13 protein-coding genes are annotated in these 16,708 nt (G+C 50.3%); 7 read left to right on the forward strand and 6 right to left on the reverse strand.

Features of this window, described 5'->3' with window-relative positions; translation table 11 throughout:
• Positions 1-44: 44 nt before the first annotated feature.
• Positions 45-356, forward strand: coding sequence for a hypothetical protein (locus WBJ53_RS17810; protein WP_338868545.1), 312 nt, complete (start codon positions 45-47; stop codon positions 354-356).
• A gap of 343 nt (positions 357-699) precedes the next feature.
• Entirely contained in the window at positions 700-939 is a 240-nt protein-coding gene (locus tag WBJ53_RS17815; RefSeq protein WP_338868547.1) for a hypothetical protein, read from the forward strand.
• A 69-nt stretch (positions 940-1,008) separates the two neighbouring features.
• On the opposite strand, the gene WBJ53_RS17820 is transcribed toward WBJ53_RS17815, so the two are convergent.
• From WBJ53_RS17820 to WBJ53_RS17835, 4 genes are all read right to left on the reverse strand, one after another.
• Entirely contained in the window at positions 1,009-1,989 is a 981-nt protein-coding gene (locus tag WBJ53_RS17820; protein ID WP_338868549.1) for an amidohydrolase family protein, read from the reverse strand.
• 113 nt (positions 1,990-2,102) lie between these two features.
• The gene (locus WBJ53_RS17825; protein ID WP_338868551.1) at positions 2,103-2,513 is read right to left on the reverse strand and encodes a VOC family protein; all 411 of its coding nucleotides are present in this window, start codon (positions 2,511-2,513) and stop codon (positions 2,103-2,105) included.
• 147 nt (positions 2,514-2,660) lie between these two features.
• Positions 2,661-4,790 (reverse strand): TIM-barrel domain-containing protein, encoded by a 2,130-nt coding sequence (locus WBJ53_RS17830; RefSeq protein ID WP_338868553.1) that lies wholly within the window; start codon positions 4,788-4,790, stop codon positions 2,661-2,663.
• Positions 4,791-4,869: 79 nt separating this feature from the next.
• The gene (locus tag WBJ53_RS17835; RefSeq protein WP_338868555.1) at positions 4,870-5,730 is read right to left on the reverse strand and encodes an AraC family transcriptional regulator; all 861 of its coding nucleotides are present in this window, start codon (positions 5,728-5,730) and stop codon (positions 4,870-4,872) included.
• 289 nt (positions 5,731-6,019) lie between these two features.
• Between WBJ53_RS17835 and WBJ53_RS17840 the strand changes: the two genes are divergently transcribed.
• The 4 genes from WBJ53_RS17840 (at position 6,020) to WBJ53_RS17855 (ending at position 13,383) form a co-directional block, all read left to right on the forward strand.
• Positions 6,020-7,474 (forward strand): c-type cytochrome domain-containing protein, encoded by a 1,455-nt coding sequence (locus WBJ53_RS17840; RefSeq protein ID WP_338868558.1) that lies wholly within the window; start codon positions 6,020-6,022, stop codon positions 7,472-7,474.
• A gap of 17 nt (positions 7,475-7,491) precedes the next feature.
• The gene (locus tag WBJ53_RS17845; RefSeq protein ID WP_338868560.1) at positions 7,492-10,746 is read left to right on the forward strand and encodes a DUF1553 domain-containing protein; all 3,255 of its coding nucleotides are present in this window, start codon (positions 7,492-7,494) and stop codon (positions 10,744-10,746) included.
• A gap of 4 nt (positions 10,747-10,750) precedes the next feature.
• Positions 10,751-12,202, forward strand: a complete 1,452-nt coding sequence (locus tag WBJ53_RS17850; RefSeq protein ID WP_338868562.1) for a DUF1501 domain-containing protein — start codon at positions 10,751-10,753, stop codon at positions 12,200-12,202.
• A gap of 71 nt (positions 12,203-12,273) precedes the next feature.
• Complete coding sequence (locus WBJ53_RS17855; RefSeq protein ID WP_338868564.1) at positions 12,274-13,383, forward strand: 6-bladed beta-propeller; 1,110 nt, start codon at positions 12,274-12,276, stop codon at positions 13,381-13,383.
• Positions 13,384-13,410: 27 nt separating this feature from the next.
• On the opposite strand, the gene WBJ53_RS17860 is transcribed toward WBJ53_RS17855, so the two are convergent.
• Positions 13,411-14,958 (reverse strand): hypothetical protein, encoded by a 1,548-nt coding sequence (locus tag WBJ53_RS17860; RefSeq protein ID WP_338868566.1) that lies wholly within the window; start codon positions 14,956-14,958, stop codon positions 13,411-13,413.
• 794 nt (positions 14,959-15,752) lie between these two features.
• Here WBJ53_RS17860 and WBJ53_RS17865 point away from each other — a divergent pair.
• Positions 15,753-16,085 (forward strand): hypothetical protein, encoded by a 333-nt coding sequence (locus WBJ53_RS17865; protein ID WP_338868568.1) that lies wholly within the window; start codon positions 15,753-15,755, stop codon positions 16,083-16,085.
• An 82-nt stretch (positions 16,086-16,167) separates the two neighbouring features.
• Here the strand turns inward: WBJ53_RS17865 and WBJ53_RS17870 are convergent, their stop codons facing one another.
• Positions 16,168-16,707 (reverse strand): RNA polymerase sigma factor, encoded by a 540-nt coding sequence (locus WBJ53_RS17870; RefSeq protein WP_338868570.1) that lies wholly within the window; start codon positions 16,705-16,707, stop codon positions 16,168-16,170.
• Position 16,708: the final 1 nt, after the last annotated feature.

Raw genomic sequence — 16,708 nt, forward strand, 5'->3', positions numbered from 1 at the left:
CTTATCTCCTTCCCGGAACCGATAGTTTCTAAAAACACATAATCATGCTATTCAATATCCGCTTTTATGTCTATGATGATGCCGATTGCAAAACCTTTCATCACCTGCTGGCCGATATCCAGACCAACTCGCTGACAGGGTTTAGAAAAGGGCAAACCATATTGCTTATTGAACGAACAGCCGGTCCAATCACAAAATCCTATGTAATCGTCAACCAACCGGTCTTTCAACCATATCCCTATGCGCTACCCGATTTTAGCCAGCCTATCGATGTGTATTTAGTGAGTGAAGAAAGCAGGAAAGAGCAGAGACGTTTTATTCAGGTAACTAATCTCTGGCACGGACCAACATTATAGTTTTTAGCCATTTAGACCAACAACCCCAAATAACACATGAAAAAGCTAGTAGAGTGGGTAATTAGAACGATGATGGTACGTCATCCTTTAGGGAGAAATCCGCTGGTTGACGAAATAAACCATGCGAGTCAATTTGTGGCAGAGTTCATGTTTCAGGACTGCTATCGTCCAGAGCTGAGGACGGTTAAGCTGCAACCGATTCCGCTGAGGTCGACGCCACAACCACCACACGGCAATTAACCGGTTTTATACTGGCCGAGTCTATACACTAATGGAATTGGCTCTTCCCATAACCTGCCTAACTGTACCGTTTTTTTCTACAACGCAAGAGGTCATTCAGAATATGGAAACAATTCTATGCATGGGACTCGTGATAGGCTCCCTCTGGCTCAGTATTCACCTGGCAGGCAAACGCCAAAAGCGGGGAAAAGCCTTATATAAAGCCTATCAGACTGCTATAGCTACTGGCACTAAAGCGCAGGCGATGAGCTGTGGACAGGCTTTTTATAAATTTTCCCGCAATGGCAACCTAACGCTCAATGACGAATTGTCCATCAAAAAAGATATAAGCTCAATGCCGTAGCACGCAGTAGCCTGAGTACAACAGGAACGCTTATCCAACTATCGATCGTAGGCTCCATTCACTCAATCACTAATTGCTCCCAGTGAGCCGCTCCCAGTTGCCATGCGCAAACAACTCCTTTTGTGCTGCCGAAAGCGTTGCTTCTTCCAGAAACAAACGCGCCTGTCCACCCGGCCTATACTGGTAGGGGTAATCGGTGGAGAACAGAATCCGCTCGGAGCCAACCAGCTCAACGGTGCGCTGCAAATACGATTGATGCCACATACCACTTGGCGTTACGTATAGATTCTGCCGGACATACTCGGCAATGGGCCTTTGTAGCTTTGCGATATGCCCCAGAGAATTCATCCGTTCCAGAAAAAAAAGAATCACCTCGCCCCAGTGACCCAGAATAAGTTGCAGATTCGGACATTCGTCGAACACACCGGCAAGCAGCAGGCGCACGAATTGAATACCAGCCTCGTAGTGCCATCCCAACCCAAACGTTGCAAAGGCCGTATCGACAATATCATTAAATCCCGAGTAGTAGACATCCCTCACGGCACGCTGTGGAATTTGCGGATGAATAAACAAAGGCACGCCCAGCGCTTCGGCGGTTTTGAACATAGGCCGGAAATCGGGATGATCCAGATTCTTGTCGCGTGTACGACCGCAGAGCATGGCCCCAACTAACCCGAGCTGCCGGACACTTCGTTCCAGTTCGGGCGCAACGTGTTCCGGCGACGCCGTTGGCAGTGTGGCAAATCCCTGAAAGCGGGTGGGGTGCTTTGCAATGGTTGCGGCTATAAAGTCGTTCGTCTGCTGAGCCAGCGTCACGCTTTGCTCCGGTTCGAGATTGTGCAGAGCGGGTGTCGTTACCGACAGCACCTGCACATCCACACCGCTTTCGCCCATAAGCGCCAGCCGATGCGGGCCGAGGTCGTCGAGAAGTTTTTCAATCTCACCCCGGTCTAAACGATCGGTTCCCTCCTGCCCGATTGCGGATGCCGCCCACGCAGCCCGAATAGATGGGGTCAGGAAATGCTCTTCGATGGCAATCAGCTTCGTCATGCGTTTATTGTTTCTCGTTTACAGCTAAAAAACGTAGTACCGTATCCAGCCGCCCATCGGGACCGCTAGATACGGTACTGTAAACAAGGGTAAGATGTTTCGATTATCGAAATTTAGCCCTGCTGATCAAACTTCGCCAGAGCTTCCGCACTAACTGGTGTGAAGAAATTAACCAGATTACCGTCTGGATCGCGGAACAGCAGCGACCGATTGCCCCAGGGCATGGTAGTGGGTTTCTGCACCACGCTATCGCCCAGCATCTCGGCCAGCCGCTGGTAGTCGGCATCGACGTCGGCCACGCGAAATTCGATAATGGCCGACTGGTTATGGGCGGCTTTGGCAATATGCTCTCCGCCGAACAGTTGGAGCGTGCGGGTGCTGCCAATCGCTACCGTACCCGAAGGCGTCTGCACCTCCGCAAAATCGTCGGTATACTGAATTACAGGCAAACCCGTGACCTGCTCATAGAACGCAACGAGGGGTTTGATGGCTTCGGTAATGATTCGAACTGAGACAAAATTCATGGCACTTTACGTTTGTTTTGACAACGTAAAGTAAACCGCCCCCACTGACAGCTATATGTCAGTAGGGTGTTTTAAGGAAGGTTTTACAGTGGAACAATTCACTTTTTTATCCATATGAGCACATCCCCTACTGATCCTTGCCCCCCTTCATTTCGTCATCTGCATGAACGTAACGGTGCCAATGGTATTGGGTTTGCCCGGTTCGGGGGGCGAAATGGTGCCACTGATGCGGCCATTAGGTTGTTTGCTTACGCGAATGGTACGGAAACTGTACTGGCCTTTTTCATAGTTGAAGGTTTCGCCGTCGTCGTCATAGAGTCGGTAGGTGCCGGGTTTGCTGCCGTAGTACCGAATCTCGATGGGGACAACCTCGCCGGGTTTGGGCGCATGGAGTCGGGCGGGCATGAGCGGAATAAGGCCGCCGTCTTTCACAAATACCGGAATCCGGTCGAGGCCCGGCGTAACGGTAATCTGCTGGCCATTGCCAACGAGTTCGCCCGTGTAAAAATCGTACCAGTTGCCCGTTGGCAGGGTTACGGTGCGGCTTTTCTGGCCCGCAAACAACGGAGCCACCAGCAGATACTCACCCGCCATATACTGGTCTTTTATCTCCTGCCGAACGGCTTCGGCATACGGGTTTTTCTCCAGGCTCGTCGTCAGCAGTTCGTGTTTTACGTCGGCCCGAAAGCCCTCTTCCAGGTTCATGGCCCGGAAGGGGGGCGTTCCGTCAAAATGGTAGTTGGCAAACTCACTGTACCAGTAGGGCATCATTCGCATCCGCAACAGTGCCAGTTCCTGCACCTCCTGACTCACATCGGCAAACGACCACGGTTTGGCCCCACTATCCCAGGCATTGATCATGGCTAGTGGCGAAAAAACAACTGTCTGGAACCGGCGTATCCATTCTTCGCTGCTGTCCGACGAGCGCACTTCGGGTGTCCACAACACACCCGCGAAGCTGCTGTTGATCAGCGCCGTAATAAAATCCTGGTGTTTGTAGTAATCGTTGTAGATCACGTAGGGAAACGACGAGCCTCCCCCGTTCGAAGCCCGGATTAGTCCAAAGGTTCGGCGGTTTTGCTGTTTGTAGAGCGCCAGACTGTGCTGCTGCATCAACAGCCCGTAAGTTTGCCGCATTTGTTCGGCTGCGTGCCCCGATGGAAAGGTCGCCACATCGGGCCAGAGCCACCAATCGTAACCGTCGACCTCATCAATTTTGTAGCCACTTACACCCGGCACTACGCCATCTTTGGCCAGTTGACCAAAGAAAATCCGTTGCGCCTGCGGGAGCGTCAGGTCGGGCACCTGCCCCGTCCAGACGGTATGCGACGCCGTAAACGGGCTGATGGCGCTGAAGATCGAGGCCGATGGCGACACATAAGGATTGAGCCACAGATTCGCCCGAACGCCTTTGTTGAGCATCGTGGTCAAAAAGCCTTTCGGATCGGGAAAGCGGGTTTTGTCCCACTCAAACGTGCAGGGATACGACTTACTTTGCCAGCCGGGTTCCAGCCCGACTACATCGAGCGGAAAGCCTTTGTGCTCAAAGGCATCGGCTTCGGCCTGCACCTCTCCGGCCGTATAGAGTTTAGGAACCCGCTGCTGAAAACCCAGTCCCCAGCGTGGCGGCAAACACCCGCCCCCATTGAACAGATTGTAGCGCCGAACCACATCGAGCGGCTTCGGTCCGCCAAACACATAGATCTCTACTCCAGCCGCCGGAACAAGGATTTCGACGGCATCGGAATAGGGGCGGCTCGTCCAGGATTTGTCGGTATTCCGATCCTGCGACACGGGCGGGTCGGGGCTATCTTTGCGAACGGCTGTACCGGCATACACGGTCATATACCGGGCCGAATTAATAAAAACCCCATAGCCATCCGACGAGACATAAAACGGCGTTGGCGCATGGGTACGCCCATTGTCGGTACCGCCGTAATGATCGACGTGCAGGTTCAGGATTCGGCCGCGCTGGTGAACCGTCTGAAAATTAAGCCCGAAACCGTAAAGCTGTTCTGTACGATTCAGCGGAAAGCGCAGGTACGTTTTCCCGTCGATCACCCGAGCCGAAATAGCCAGTTTGGGCAGCGGGAACGTGGTTTGCCCCAGCTTCGTCAGTGCGACTATGTTTGGCATTGCACCACTGGCTGTCAGCAGGTTATAGGCTTCGGGTTTGCCAACCGTAGCCTTCCAGATACCCGGCTGAACGGGTTGCCACGTTAGGGTCTGTGCACTGGCCAGCGTTACGGTAAGCAGAACGAAAAAAAGTGTTTTCACGAAGGAAGGGTGGAGTTTACGATACAACCAACTGTCAGGGGAAGGCGGAGTCGGTTGATTTTTACTTTCGGTGGGCGACTCACACGTTCCAGATGAGCTTGCGGTAGCGGCCGGGCGGCATACCGAACCGGCGTTTGAAAAGTCGCGAGAAGTAGTAGATGTCGGCAATGCCAACCTGCTCGGCTATTTCCTGCAAAGAAAACGACGACGTGGCTAACAGCAACTGGGCCTGTTCCATGCGTTTGTTAATGATGTAGTCGATGGGGCGGCTCCCCAATACGGCCTGAAACTGCCGGGAGAAATAATCGACGTTTAAGCGTTGCAGGGTCGCGAGCTGCTCCACCGATAGTTTTTCATGCAAATGCGTGTGAATATAGGCCAGCACCTGATTAAACTGTTTGGCTCCAGGCGGCAATGGATTACCCATCTCATCGGCCGGTCGGATAAACCGACTCAGTAGTTGCAGCAGAATACCCTGCGTTTCGGTACCCCGGCTGTCGGGCTGGAGCACAACCGGCTGATTGAAACTGAGAAGATCAGCCCGATTGTCGTATGCCTTCGGGTCGATGTTTGGAAGCGACCGGTTCGGATGAAGGGTAAGCAATCGGCTGAACAATTGCTCGTCATTCGCCAGCGCGGGTGTTTCATAACAGAAAGACGCCTGCTCAAAAATAGAACTTCCCGGTTCTTCGAGAAACGAAAGATAGTACTGTTCCATCACCGTGTCGCACTGATACCGACTGAGCGAAAAACTCGGAATCAGATAAAGATAGCCTGGTTTCAGCTCGTATTTTTTCTGGTGATGATACACCCAGGCACTACCGTTCATGACCAGATACAAACGCGAAAACGGACTGATTACACTATCGAACCGCCACTCGTTACCGACGCGGATGTGGCCGAGGTGTAATAGGTTGAGTTTGTAAAACGGATCGGTCATAGGGTTAGGAGGTGTTTGTTTTAACCGTTGAGCATAGTCTCAGACTATGCTCGGGCGTTTTCCGGTCTCCGACCGGCGTAAAACCTGCTCAGTACTTCGGTCAGATACCGATACACGCCCGAACGTAGTACATACTACGCTCAACAAGGATAGCTTTTGTCATCAAATCACGTAACCAGGTCGGATTTGTACAAAATTAGCACTACTTCCTTCATTGTTCTACCAATTAGCACTAACTACTTTTGTACTATTCCTCCTTTGAATCAGCCTAACGCCTTACCCGAACCGAATGACTTTTACTGAGTACATCGGCCATTTCCATCCGCTGCTTGTCCATTTGCCCATCGGTATACTGCTTTTTGCGATGGCGTTGATGCTCATTGGCCGTCTGAAATCGGTCGATCTCGATGCCGCCGTTTCTATTGCCTGGTTGCTGGGAGCGGTGTCGGCATTGCTGGCCTGTGGAGCGGGCTGGCTACTGGCCCAATCGGGCGAATACGATGCGAAGCTGGTACAACTCCATCAATGGACAGGCCTCGCAACGGCTGGCATCAGTACGCTTACGGTTCTGTTGAAGCGCTATCGCTGGCCGCTGGCTATTGCCACGGTTTGCCTGCTCACCGTGGCCGGTCACTATGGCGGCAACCTCACCCACGGCGAAGATTATCTTTCCTTTACTCGCCATACCGATTCTGCGTCCGATACGACTACACTCGCTCAAGCTGAACCAGTAGCTTTACGAACCGATTCGACCACACAAAGCAATCAGCCCACCATTCGGCGGACGTTTTTCTACCGCGATCAGGTTGTTCCGGTTCTGAAAACGAACTGCTATTCGTGCCACTCTGCCCGCAAGAAAAAAGGCGGGCTACGGCTCGATACGGAAGCGTTTATCAAACAGGGCGGCAAAAACGGGGCTGTGCTGGTAGCCGGTAATCCCCAAAAAAGTAAACTGTTCAGCTACCTGCTGCTTCCCCACGACGATGACCAGCATATGCCGCCCAAGGGAAAACGTCCGCTGACCAATCAGGAGATAGCCATTCTTCATCACTGGATCAAATCAGGGGCTTCGTTTCGGGAAGAAATGGAAGTAATTCCAGCTCAGGAAACGCCACTGGCAACGGTTGCCAGTTTGCCGGTTCCTGAGCTGGCGGTTCCTGCATTAGCCGATACGGTTAATGCCCCTCCCTATAACAACGAGCCAGGTGTCGAAACATCGATACTGGCCAAACCGGTAGCGGCCCCCGATGCCGCCCTTGTCAACAAACTGAAGCAGCAACAGATCGCGCTGGGTCCTCTTCGCGAAGACACGCCTTACCTGACGGCCAACTTCGTCAACGTGAAAACCATTCGGCCCGATATGCTAACAGATCTGGACGGTGTTCGTCAGCAACTGGTTCACCTTCGTCTGACCAATCAGCCGGTTGCCGATGCCGACATCAAACGGTTTATGACCTATCCGAACCTGACGCGGCTCAATCTGGAAAACACGCGCATTACCGATACGGCGCTGGCCTACCTGAGCCAGTTGCCAAATCTGGAACAGCTCAACCTCTACGGCACGTCGGTGACAGATGCGGGCCTGGAAAAACTGGCCAGGTCGCCCCGATTAAAAGTGGTATATCTATGGCAAACCAAAACCACACCAACCGGCATCGACCGGCTCCACAAGGCGAAACCAACGCTGAAAATCGAAGCGGGTAATCTGCAATTGACCCACCCCGATACAAACAAAACCCTGTAACGTCAACGACTAACGGTATGCTACGGTTTTTTCTGCTCCTGCTCACCAGTGCTCCGGTCTGGCTCCCGGCTCCACCGCCCGCCGATGGCGTTAAGTTGCCCGCCGACGTGGCGGCTGCCTACCAGAAGCTACCCGCCGAACTGGACTATAACCAGCACGTGAAACCCATTCTGTCCGACAAGTGCTTTGCCTGCCACGGACCCGACAAGGCCAAACAGAAGGCGGGCCTGCGGCTCGATCTGGCGCAGAACGCCTATGGCCCTCTGCCCGAAAGCCCCGGTAAAGTGGCCATCAAACCCGGCAATCTGGCCAAAAGTGAACTGGTTCTCCGCATTTTGTCGGCAGACCCGACCTACAAAATGCCAACACCTCAGTCGCACCTGACGCTATCGGCCGACGACAAAGCGGTGTTGGTGAAATGGATAAAAGATGGGGCCGTTTATAAACCGCACTGGGCCTTTGTGAAGCCCGAAAAGAAACCCATTCCGGCCGTTAGTCAGACGCTGGCAGGCTCAATTCGTAACCCCATCGACAAGTTTATTATCAGTCGGCTTGAACGCGCTGGCTTGAAACCAGCTCCCCAGGCCGCTAAAGACCTACTGCTACGCCGGTTATCGCTCGACCTGACGGGCTTACCGCCTACTGTTTCGGAACTCGATGCCTTTTTGAACGATACGAGTCCGAATGCCTACGAAAAACAGGTCGACCGGCTGCTGGCGTCACCGCATTTTGGCGAAAAAATGGCTATCGACTGGCTCGATCTGGCCCGGTTTGCCGATTCGCACGGCTATACAGTCGACCGCCTGCGGGATATGTCGCCCTACCGCGATTGGGTGATTCGGGCATTCAACCAGAATATGCCCTATAACACCTTCATTCATCAGCAACTGGCGGGCGATCTGATGCACGGACCTGCGGGTGGCCCACCCACGCGCGATATGCTGATTGCGACAGCGTTTAATCGAAATCATCCGCAGAATATGGAAGGGGGCATTGTGGAAGAAGAATTCCAGACCGAATACGTGATGGATCGGACCAATACGCTGGGTGATGCATTTTTAGGCCTGTCGCTGGGGTGCGCCCGTTGCCACGATCATAAGTACGATCCGATCTCGCAGAAAAATTACTACGAACTCTACAGCTTTTTCAACAATGTGCGCGAGGCCGGGCAAATTTCCTGGAACGACGATTTACCCACACCAACGCTCCTGCTGCCGACGCAGAAAGAGGAAGAACTGATTCAGTTCATGCGATCGGCCATTTCGGAGCAGGAAGCCAAACTTGCCAACGTTCGTCAGCAGGCGACCCCATCGTTTACTCAATGGCTGACGTCGGGCACCTATCGCACCTTAGGGCATGAAACGATTCCGCAATCGGGTTTGCAGGGTTTGTACACGTTTGAAGATTCGCTCAGAAATAGCCTGAATCCAAAACAAACCGGCCTGATGAAACGCGATGCGGGTGATCCCGACAAACCTGTATTCGAGAAAACGACGCGGGGGCAGGTCTTAACGCTCAATGGCGATTCGTATGCCGATTTACGGGATGTTGGCGTTTTTCGGATGGCAGACCCATTTTCCATCGGCATATGGGCCTGGTTTCCGAAAGATCTTTCCGAGGGCGTTATTTTCCATAAGAGCAACGCCGAGCGGCTCTACAATTTCAAAGGCTACCAGCTTTCCCTCAAAAATAATCGACTGGAAATCAGCATGGCACATACAGCTCCGTCCAATGCCATAACCCGCCAGAGCCGATTGCCCGTTCCGCGCGAAAAATGGGTGCAACTGACGATGAGCTACGATGGGTCGGCCAAAGCCGATGGCTTTCAGTTGTATCTGGATGGGAACGAACTACCGATGGAAACGGTGATCGACCAGTTATATAAGGACATTATCTTTTATGACAAAAAAAGCGAACCTGCCCTGCAAATCGGTGGCTGGTGGCGCGGACTGGGTTTTAAAGGCGGCAAAGTCGACGATGTGGTTGTCTATAATCGTCAGTTAACGCCCTTCGAGATTAGTGTTCTGGCGCGCAAAAACAGTTGGGCAACGGTTGCACAAAAAGCACCAGCCAAGCTGACCGCCGATGAAAAAGCCCTTTTACAGGCTTACTACCTGTCGGCGGTTGATCCAGCGGTGACGGCAGAACGGCAAACCTTACAGAAACTCCGCACGGCCTTTAGCGACTCGACCCGCAACATTGCCGAAATCATGGTAATGCAGGAGATGCCTACGCCTAAAAAAGCCTTTCTGCTACAACGCGGGCAATACGACGCCCGTGGGCCTGAGGTTTTCCCCAATACGCCCGCTTCCATTTTACCTTACCCAACGAACCTTCCCAAAAACCGGCTCGGGCTGGCGCAATGGTTAACCGATACCAGTAATCCGCTAACGGCCCGTGTAGCCGTGAACCGCTACTGGCAGAATTTCTTTGGAACCGGGCTTGTCAAAACAACTGAAGACTTCGGCAATCAGGGCGAACTACCCAGCCATCCCGAACTGCTCGACTGGCTGGCGGTTACGTTCCGGGATGAGTATAACTGGGACGTAAAACGGTTGGCAAAGCTCATGGTGATGTCGGCCACTTACCAGCAGGATTCGCACTCGACCGCCGAACTGCGCGAGCACGACCCTGAAAACAGATTGTTAGCCCATGGTCCGGCAACCCGCCTTACGGCCGAAATGCTCCGCGACAATGCACTGGCGGCCAGTGGGCTGCTAAATCCGGCAATCGGTGGCAAGAGCGTGAAACCCTACCAGCCCGAAGGATTGTGGGAAATCAACAGCATGACCTATAAACCCGACTCAACGGATGCCATTTACCGCCGTAGCCTATATGTGGTCGTGAAACGATCGGTACCCAATCCAACATTGGCCACCTTCGATGCGCCTTCCCGCAGCAGTTGTGTTGTGCGCCGACAACGCACCAACACGCCCTTGCAGGCACTGGTAACCCTCAACGACCCTACCTTTCTGGAAGCCGCGCGTGTGCTCGGCGAACAGATGACTCAGGAAACCGACCCATCGCAGGCTATCAGTCGCGCTTATCGCCAACTCACGGGACGTTCCCCTGCCGACCGTGAGCTGGCGCTCCTGCTAAAGCTGCAACAAACAGAACTGGAAAAATTCAGGGCAACGCCCGCCAAAGCCACCGGCTGGCTCAAAAGTGGTCTGCACAAGCCAAATGCCACGCTCGACCCGGCGCAGGTTGCGGCCAACGCCGTTGTTGCCAGTACAATTCTCAATTCGGATGCAACCCTAACCAAACGCTAATGCCATGAACCATCATCACGACGAAGCATTCCGGCTACCGCTCCCCGACCTCCGGGAACTGAATCAGCGGCTCGACCGCCGGGATTTTCTACTTCGAACGGCTTCGGGCCTGGGCGCTATGGCGTTGGGCGGACTTTTCGGGAATACGGCCTTAGGCGCAGCACCGATGATTCCTAAAGCCAAACGAATCGTTTATCTGTTCATGGCCGGTGGTCCGTCACAGTTCGAAACGTTCGACTATAAGCCCAAACTCATGTCGATGCTCGGCACTTCCCTGCCCGATTCGGTTCGGAAAGGCCAACGCCTGACGGGTATGAGCGCTAATCAGGCATCACTGCCCATTGCCCCATCGGCCTATTCGTTTAAACAATACGGAAAAACCCGCACCTGGGTCAGTGAATTGCTCCCCTACACCGCTCAGGTGGTCGATGAGCTTTGCCTTGTCAAATCGGTTTTTACGGAGCAGATCAACCACGATCCGGCTATTACATTTTTCCAGACGGGCCATCAGCTTCCGGGTCGGCCGTCTATCGGTTCGTGGGTTAGTTATGGGTTAGGGTCCGAAAATCAGAATCTGCCCGCCTTTATTGTGCTGGTTTCGAAAAATGCGGCCAAAGATCAGCCGCTCTATGCCCGCCTTTGGGGGAACGGATTTCTGCCATCGGAATACCAGGGTGTTCAGTTTCGGTCGGGCAACGATCCGGTTTTGTTTCTCAACAACCCCGAAGGCTACGACGGAGCCGACCGGGAGCAAATGCTGAGCTACCTCAATCAGCTCAATAAACTACAAAACGAAAGCTGGGGCGACCCCGAGGTGAATGCCCGGATTACGCAGTATGAAATGGCCTTTCGAATGCAGACGTCTGTTCCTGAGGTGATGGACACCAGCACAGAACCCGACGAAGTCTTCGACCTCTACGGACCCGGCAGCCGGGACAAGGGAAGTTTTGCGGCCAACTGCCTGCTGGCCCGAAAACTACTGGAAAAAGACGTTCGGTTTGTGCAGTTGTACCACCAGGGATGGGACCATCATGGCTCATTGCCCAAAAGTATCACCAAGCAATGCCAGCAAACCGACCAGGCAACGGCAGCCCTACTCATCGACCTGAAACGGCGTGGACTGCTGGAAGATACGCTCGTGATTTGGGGTGGCGAATTCGGGCGAACGGTGTATTCGCAGGGGAAACTGGCCAAAAACGACTACGGCCGCGATCACCATCCGCGCTGTTTTACGATGTGGATGGCTGGAGCAGGCATAAAGCCGGGCTTTACATATGGGCAAACAGACGATTTCAGCTATAATATTGTGAAAGATCCGGTGCATGTGCATGATTTTCAGGCTACATTACTGCATCTGCTGGGTGTCGATCACGAACAACTGACCTACAAATATCAGGGTCGGCGATTCCGTCTGACCGACGTTCACGGTAAAGTAGTGAAAGGCATATTAGCGTAATTTTTGCGCACTCTGCGGTGAAAAAAGATTTAAACAGCCTAATCGTAAAACCAGAGCGCAACCCCTCCATCATGACGACTCGGAGACAATTTATTAAACATACGGCACTGGCTTCGACCCTGGGAATCAGTACGTCCGATCTACTTGCATCAGGCACAAAACCCATCCCTACGGCTGCTGATGACCCGATCATTGGCCACAACGGCTACCGGTATAAGGTCGATAAAAACTGGGCTAAAATCAGTGTGAACACCACGCCCCTGTTCAACTGTCATGAAATGGTAAAGGATAGCCGGGGGCGGCTGATTATGCTGGGCGATAATACCCGCAATAACATCCTGATATTTGACAAATCAGGCAAACTGCTCGATAGCTGGGGAACGGCCTATCCGGGTGGACATGGCCTTACGCTCGCCCATGAAGGCGGTGACGATGTTCTGTTTATTGTCGACTGCGGCTGGTATCAGGACCGCATGGGCCGTTGGAACAAACAGGCTGGCCAGATCGTAAAAACCGATCTGAATGGGCGAATTCTGTTCACGATTGGTCATCCGCGCACGATTGGGATTTACAAAGACAATGAGCCTTTTATGCCAACCGAAACCGCCATTGGGCCGAACGACGATATTTATGTGGCCGATGGTTACGGTTCGGACTACATCATTCAGTACAACAGCAAGGGCGAATACATCCGGCATTTCGGCGGGCACCATAACAGTAATCCCGAACACAACCTCCAGAATGCCCACGGTGTCGCCATTGACTACCGCGACAGGAACAACCCAACCCTGCTCTGCACATCACGTGAAGAAAACTGTTTTAAAGTGTTTACGCTGGATGGAAAATTCCTCCGGCGCATCGATCTGCCGGGTATGTATGTGTGTCGGCCGGTTATTGCCGGTCAGTCTGTTTATGCAGGGGTTTGCTGGTCGAAAGATAAAGCAGGCAACCGGAATGCCAATTCAGGCTTTGTCACGATTCTGGACGCAGAGAACAAGGTCGTTTCGTGTCCGGGTGGAGAAGCTCCCGTCTATAAAAACGGCGTTCTACAATCTACCTTACAGGCAGAAGTTCCGGTTTTTCAGCATGGCCACGACGTATGTGTCGACGAGGACGAAAACCTGTATGTGTGCCAGTGGAACGCCAGCTATACGCCACCCGTAAAATTGACGCGGGTATAGGAATGATAAGGTAATTCAACAATTCAATCATTCCCTCCTATACAGCACCCAAATTTCGTTGATTGTATTGGCATCTTTCGACAGTAAAAATGTATTGACATTCCACAAAATTTCGGATGAATATAGTTGTGGCTTAAAGCCTAAACTATCCAGCAGCGGCAAGTCTTTTTTGGCGTCGTTGAATGTTGTTACCAGCCAGGCATTATTTAAAAAACGAGCCGAATCAGCTTCATGAAATTTAACGAGTTTTATATTAGACGCACTTCTACGATAAAACGTTAGTGGCAGGCCACTTTCCGTTTCAAACGGAGAGCGGGACAGGCAATAAATCGTAGGTGTCGAGTTGCTAAATTTATTGACCAGTTTCCGGGTAAATTCAATGGCCTGATAGTAAGGGTTTAAAATAAGGAATAAGGCAAGAACCAGCACATTTAGCCCTATACTAAAATAAATAACGCTATTCAACAATCTACGTATTCCTTTTCCTGCGCGCTGATAATAATCAATAAAAGACTGTAAGCCCCAACCGGCAATAACGGGCATTATTGTCAGAATCGGGAACATAAACCGTTCTTCTTTATGGGCTACCAGACTGTGGCCTACCACAAAAAACAACACAGCCCAAACAATCGGCTGCCGGTAGTTCTTTATACTACCTTTCAGACTATAATAAAATAAAACAATACTAAGCGGTGGGGCACCTACAACCAGCATCAGCATCAGAATATACCACCAAAAACTAGCTGTGCCAAACTCGGCAGCTTTCCCTTCAGTGATGTTTACCCGGTAGTAATCGTAGGGTGTAAAAACGAACTGGTGATAGAACTGATCGTCTAAAAATACATTAAGCCCCACTCCAGCCAAAAAACCAATTGCCAGTGGAAGTAAACGAATGTAACTTTTTTCCACAAACAGTAGCCAGACTCCAAAACCAACAATCCCAAAGGCAATTTGAAACCGAAAATAAAAAGCCAGACTAAACAGAAATCCAGTCGCTAAAATGTAGAACGTTTTTTCTTTTTTTAATTCATACACTAAAATGGCCCCAAAGAATGTAATTGATGACGCCAATTCTGAACTAAAAAGAGTACGTATATATGGCAACGGCCAGGATAAGTTGAGGAGTAGTAATACCCAAAATAATAACTTTCTATTAAATTTAAAATAATAAAGACCAATTGCATTAAATACAACAAAACCTATTAATCCAAAAATAAGGCGCAGGATTATTAATTGTGTGTAGGCATCATTAATAGCAACTAATCGGCAAAGTTTTATGAATCCAGAAAATAAATATACCTGTAAGGTTGGACGTATATGGCTCTTTAACTCCCAGACACTGGTAGCGCCCGATGGCTCGCCCAACTGCCAGGACGAAAATTCAATTAATTGAAAGTGCTGATCAGGATGAAGAAATCCGACCTGTGTTATACAGAAAATGATTTGTAGAAACAGAGAAACAAGCAATAGCCACCGCAATCGGGTGTCGTCAATCGTTAATTGTAACGTTGTTTTCATTATAAACCTTTTGCCAATAGCGATGCCATGGTTTTTGTTCTGATGCAAAAGTACCATGAATCAGTTAGTACAAGGCTTACTTCAAAACGGTGTGAGAAGTAAACAGGATCGTTTTGGGTGAATTGAGAGAACAATTGGACTTATCTGATATAAATTCATTCATGAAATTCTAGGCAGCGAGTGAACTGTAAACATAGTACAAAATTAGTTCCTGACCCGTTGTAAGTGCTTATATCTGCCTACTTCAATCTAAATTAGACCCTAGCGGCTAACTCTCAATCAGCAAAGCCGATATAACTTCCCCTACTCCACCCTTTACTACTACACCAAAAGCCAGACTCAGCCACAACGATGCAACTAGTTTAAACGTTTCTGTTGCCAACAAATAAAATAAAACCAAAAATAAATATAGAGTCACATAAAGATTAATCTATTACCACAAATAAGACGACAAAATAGAATCTCAATCAAGTCATACGCTGGCGTTTATCAGCAAAATATCCTTAAAACATCTCCCGATAAAGTGCGTTATTATCTAATAATGAGCGATTTAAGTAGATATATCTTTTTAGATCTAACTATTTATCGGGATAGTGTAGTTATGGCTTAATTTTTGCACGAATCCAGTTAATACTTCAACGCTTATTGTGCCCCATTTAATGAGAAATAATACGTTATAGGGTTATTCTCTGAACACAATAAGAAAGTTTGCCCAGTTTTAGGCATTATGTAACACCACAGCAAGAGTATTATAAATTAATTATATGGTCTGTCAACATATCACCCAGTACAATACCTTTACTTATCGCTATTTCTAATGTTATTAACTTAATCTATACCATAAGAAAAAGATGAAACAAACGAGGAGCGATAAACGTACAAACAAGCATTTGAATCAACCGACTACATCACTTGATTTATCTCGTGCATTGGCCGGTTGGTACCAATCTGCCAGTACATTCGAGGCTATGTATAAGGTATTGGAAAAAACCCTACAAGTCCAGCAAAAAGCCGCGAAGACACAACGCCGGTCCGACCACCGGCTCACCGACCAATCGGTTCCGTCGGGCATTTACCTGCTTGAAGAGGTTCAGAAGGCCATGCTTATTGAACTCCGTCGACTGCTGGAGGCAATGGAAGAAGGGCCGGAATTGAAATCGGAATCGCCCCAGGACTTTATTTAACAGCTACAGCTACACGCCTTTCACTTGCAAAAGCAGACTAAACGAATTCAATGGGCACTTTCTTTAACTGAATGACCCCGGATTAATCAGCATACTGGTTTCTATATAAACTGATCAGCTTATCGCGACTTCGTTTCAGGCGCATCTTAATAGCACTTTCGGAGAGTTCATAACGCTGGCTGAGTTGTTTTATCGACAAGCCATGCTCATGTTTTAAGCGAAGGAGCATAACCTCATCGGCCGACAGTTGGTCCAGTAATCGCTCTAATTGTTGAAGTTTATAATCTGTCGATTCTAGTTTATCATCAGGGCCAATCGCATACTCCTGCTCTTCTAAACGTTCGGTTGCACTACGGGTAGTTAACCTTATCTGATCCAAACAATAGTTATGGGCAATTGAGTATAACCACGTAGAAAAGCTGGCCTGGTTTTTAAAGCTATCGAGTTTGGCAAACGCTTTTAGAAAAATGTCCTGCGTATAGTCCTGAGCAGCCGTCGAATCTTTCGTCATTGAAAGACACTTCTGATATACCTTTCTAACATACTGCTTATAAATCGTTTCAAAGGAAACGGCACCTGCATCCTGATCATTTAGCTTACCCGTTAGACTATTTTGTGCCATA

The organism is Spirosoma sp. SC4-14 (assembly GCF_037201965.1).
Taxonomy (GTDB): Bacteria; Bacteroidota; Bacteroidia; order Cytophagales; family Spirosomataceae; genus Spirosoma.

Bases quoted from the DNA above. Each gene is read 5' to 3' on its own strand.
- WBJ53_RS17810 (WP_338868545.1), top strand. From the start codon at position 45: ATGCTATTCAATATCCGCTTTTATGTCTATGATGATGCCGATTGCAAA.
- WBJ53_RS17815 (WP_338868547.1), top strand. From the start codon at position 700: ATGGAAACAATTCTATGCATGGGACTCGTGATAGGCTCCCTCTGGCTC.
- WBJ53_RS17820 (WP_338868549.1), bottom strand. From the start codon at position 1,989: ATGACGAAGCTGATTGCCATCGAAGAGCATTTCCTGACCCCATCTATT.
- WBJ53_RS17825 (WP_338868551.1), bottom strand. From the start codon at position 2,513: ATGAATTTTGTCTCAGTTCGAATCATTACCGAAGCCATCAAACCCCTC.
- WBJ53_RS17835 (WP_338868555.1), bottom strand. From the start codon at position 5,730: ATGACCGATCCGTTTTACAAACTCAACCTATTACACCTCGGCCACATC.
- WBJ53_RS17840 (WP_338868558.1), top strand. From the start codon at position 6,020: ATGACTTTTACTGAGTACATCGGCCATTTCCATCCGCTGCTTGTCCAT.
- WBJ53_RS17845 (WP_338868560.1), top strand. From the start codon at position 7,492: ATGCTACGGTTTTTTCTGCTCCTGCTCACCAGTGCTCCGGTCTGGCTC.
- WBJ53_RS17850 (WP_338868562.1), top strand. From the start codon at position 10,751: ATGAACCATCATCACGACGAAGCATTCCGGCTACCGCTCCCCGACCTC.
- WBJ53_RS17855 (WP_338868564.1), top strand. From the start codon at position 12,274: ATGACGACTCGGAGACAATTTATTAAACATACGGCACTGGCTTCGACC.
- WBJ53_RS17860 (WP_338868566.1), bottom strand. From the start codon at position 14,958: ATGGTACTTTTGCATCAGAACAAAAACCATGGCATCGCTATTGGCAAA.
- WBJ53_RS17865 (WP_338868568.1), top strand. From the start codon at position 15,753: ATGAAACAAACGAGGAGCGATAAACGTACAAACAAGCATTTGAATCAA.
- WBJ53_RS17870 (WP_338868570.1), bottom strand. From the start codon at position 16,707: ATGGCACAAAATAGTCTAACGGGTAAGCTAAATGATCAGGATGCAGGT.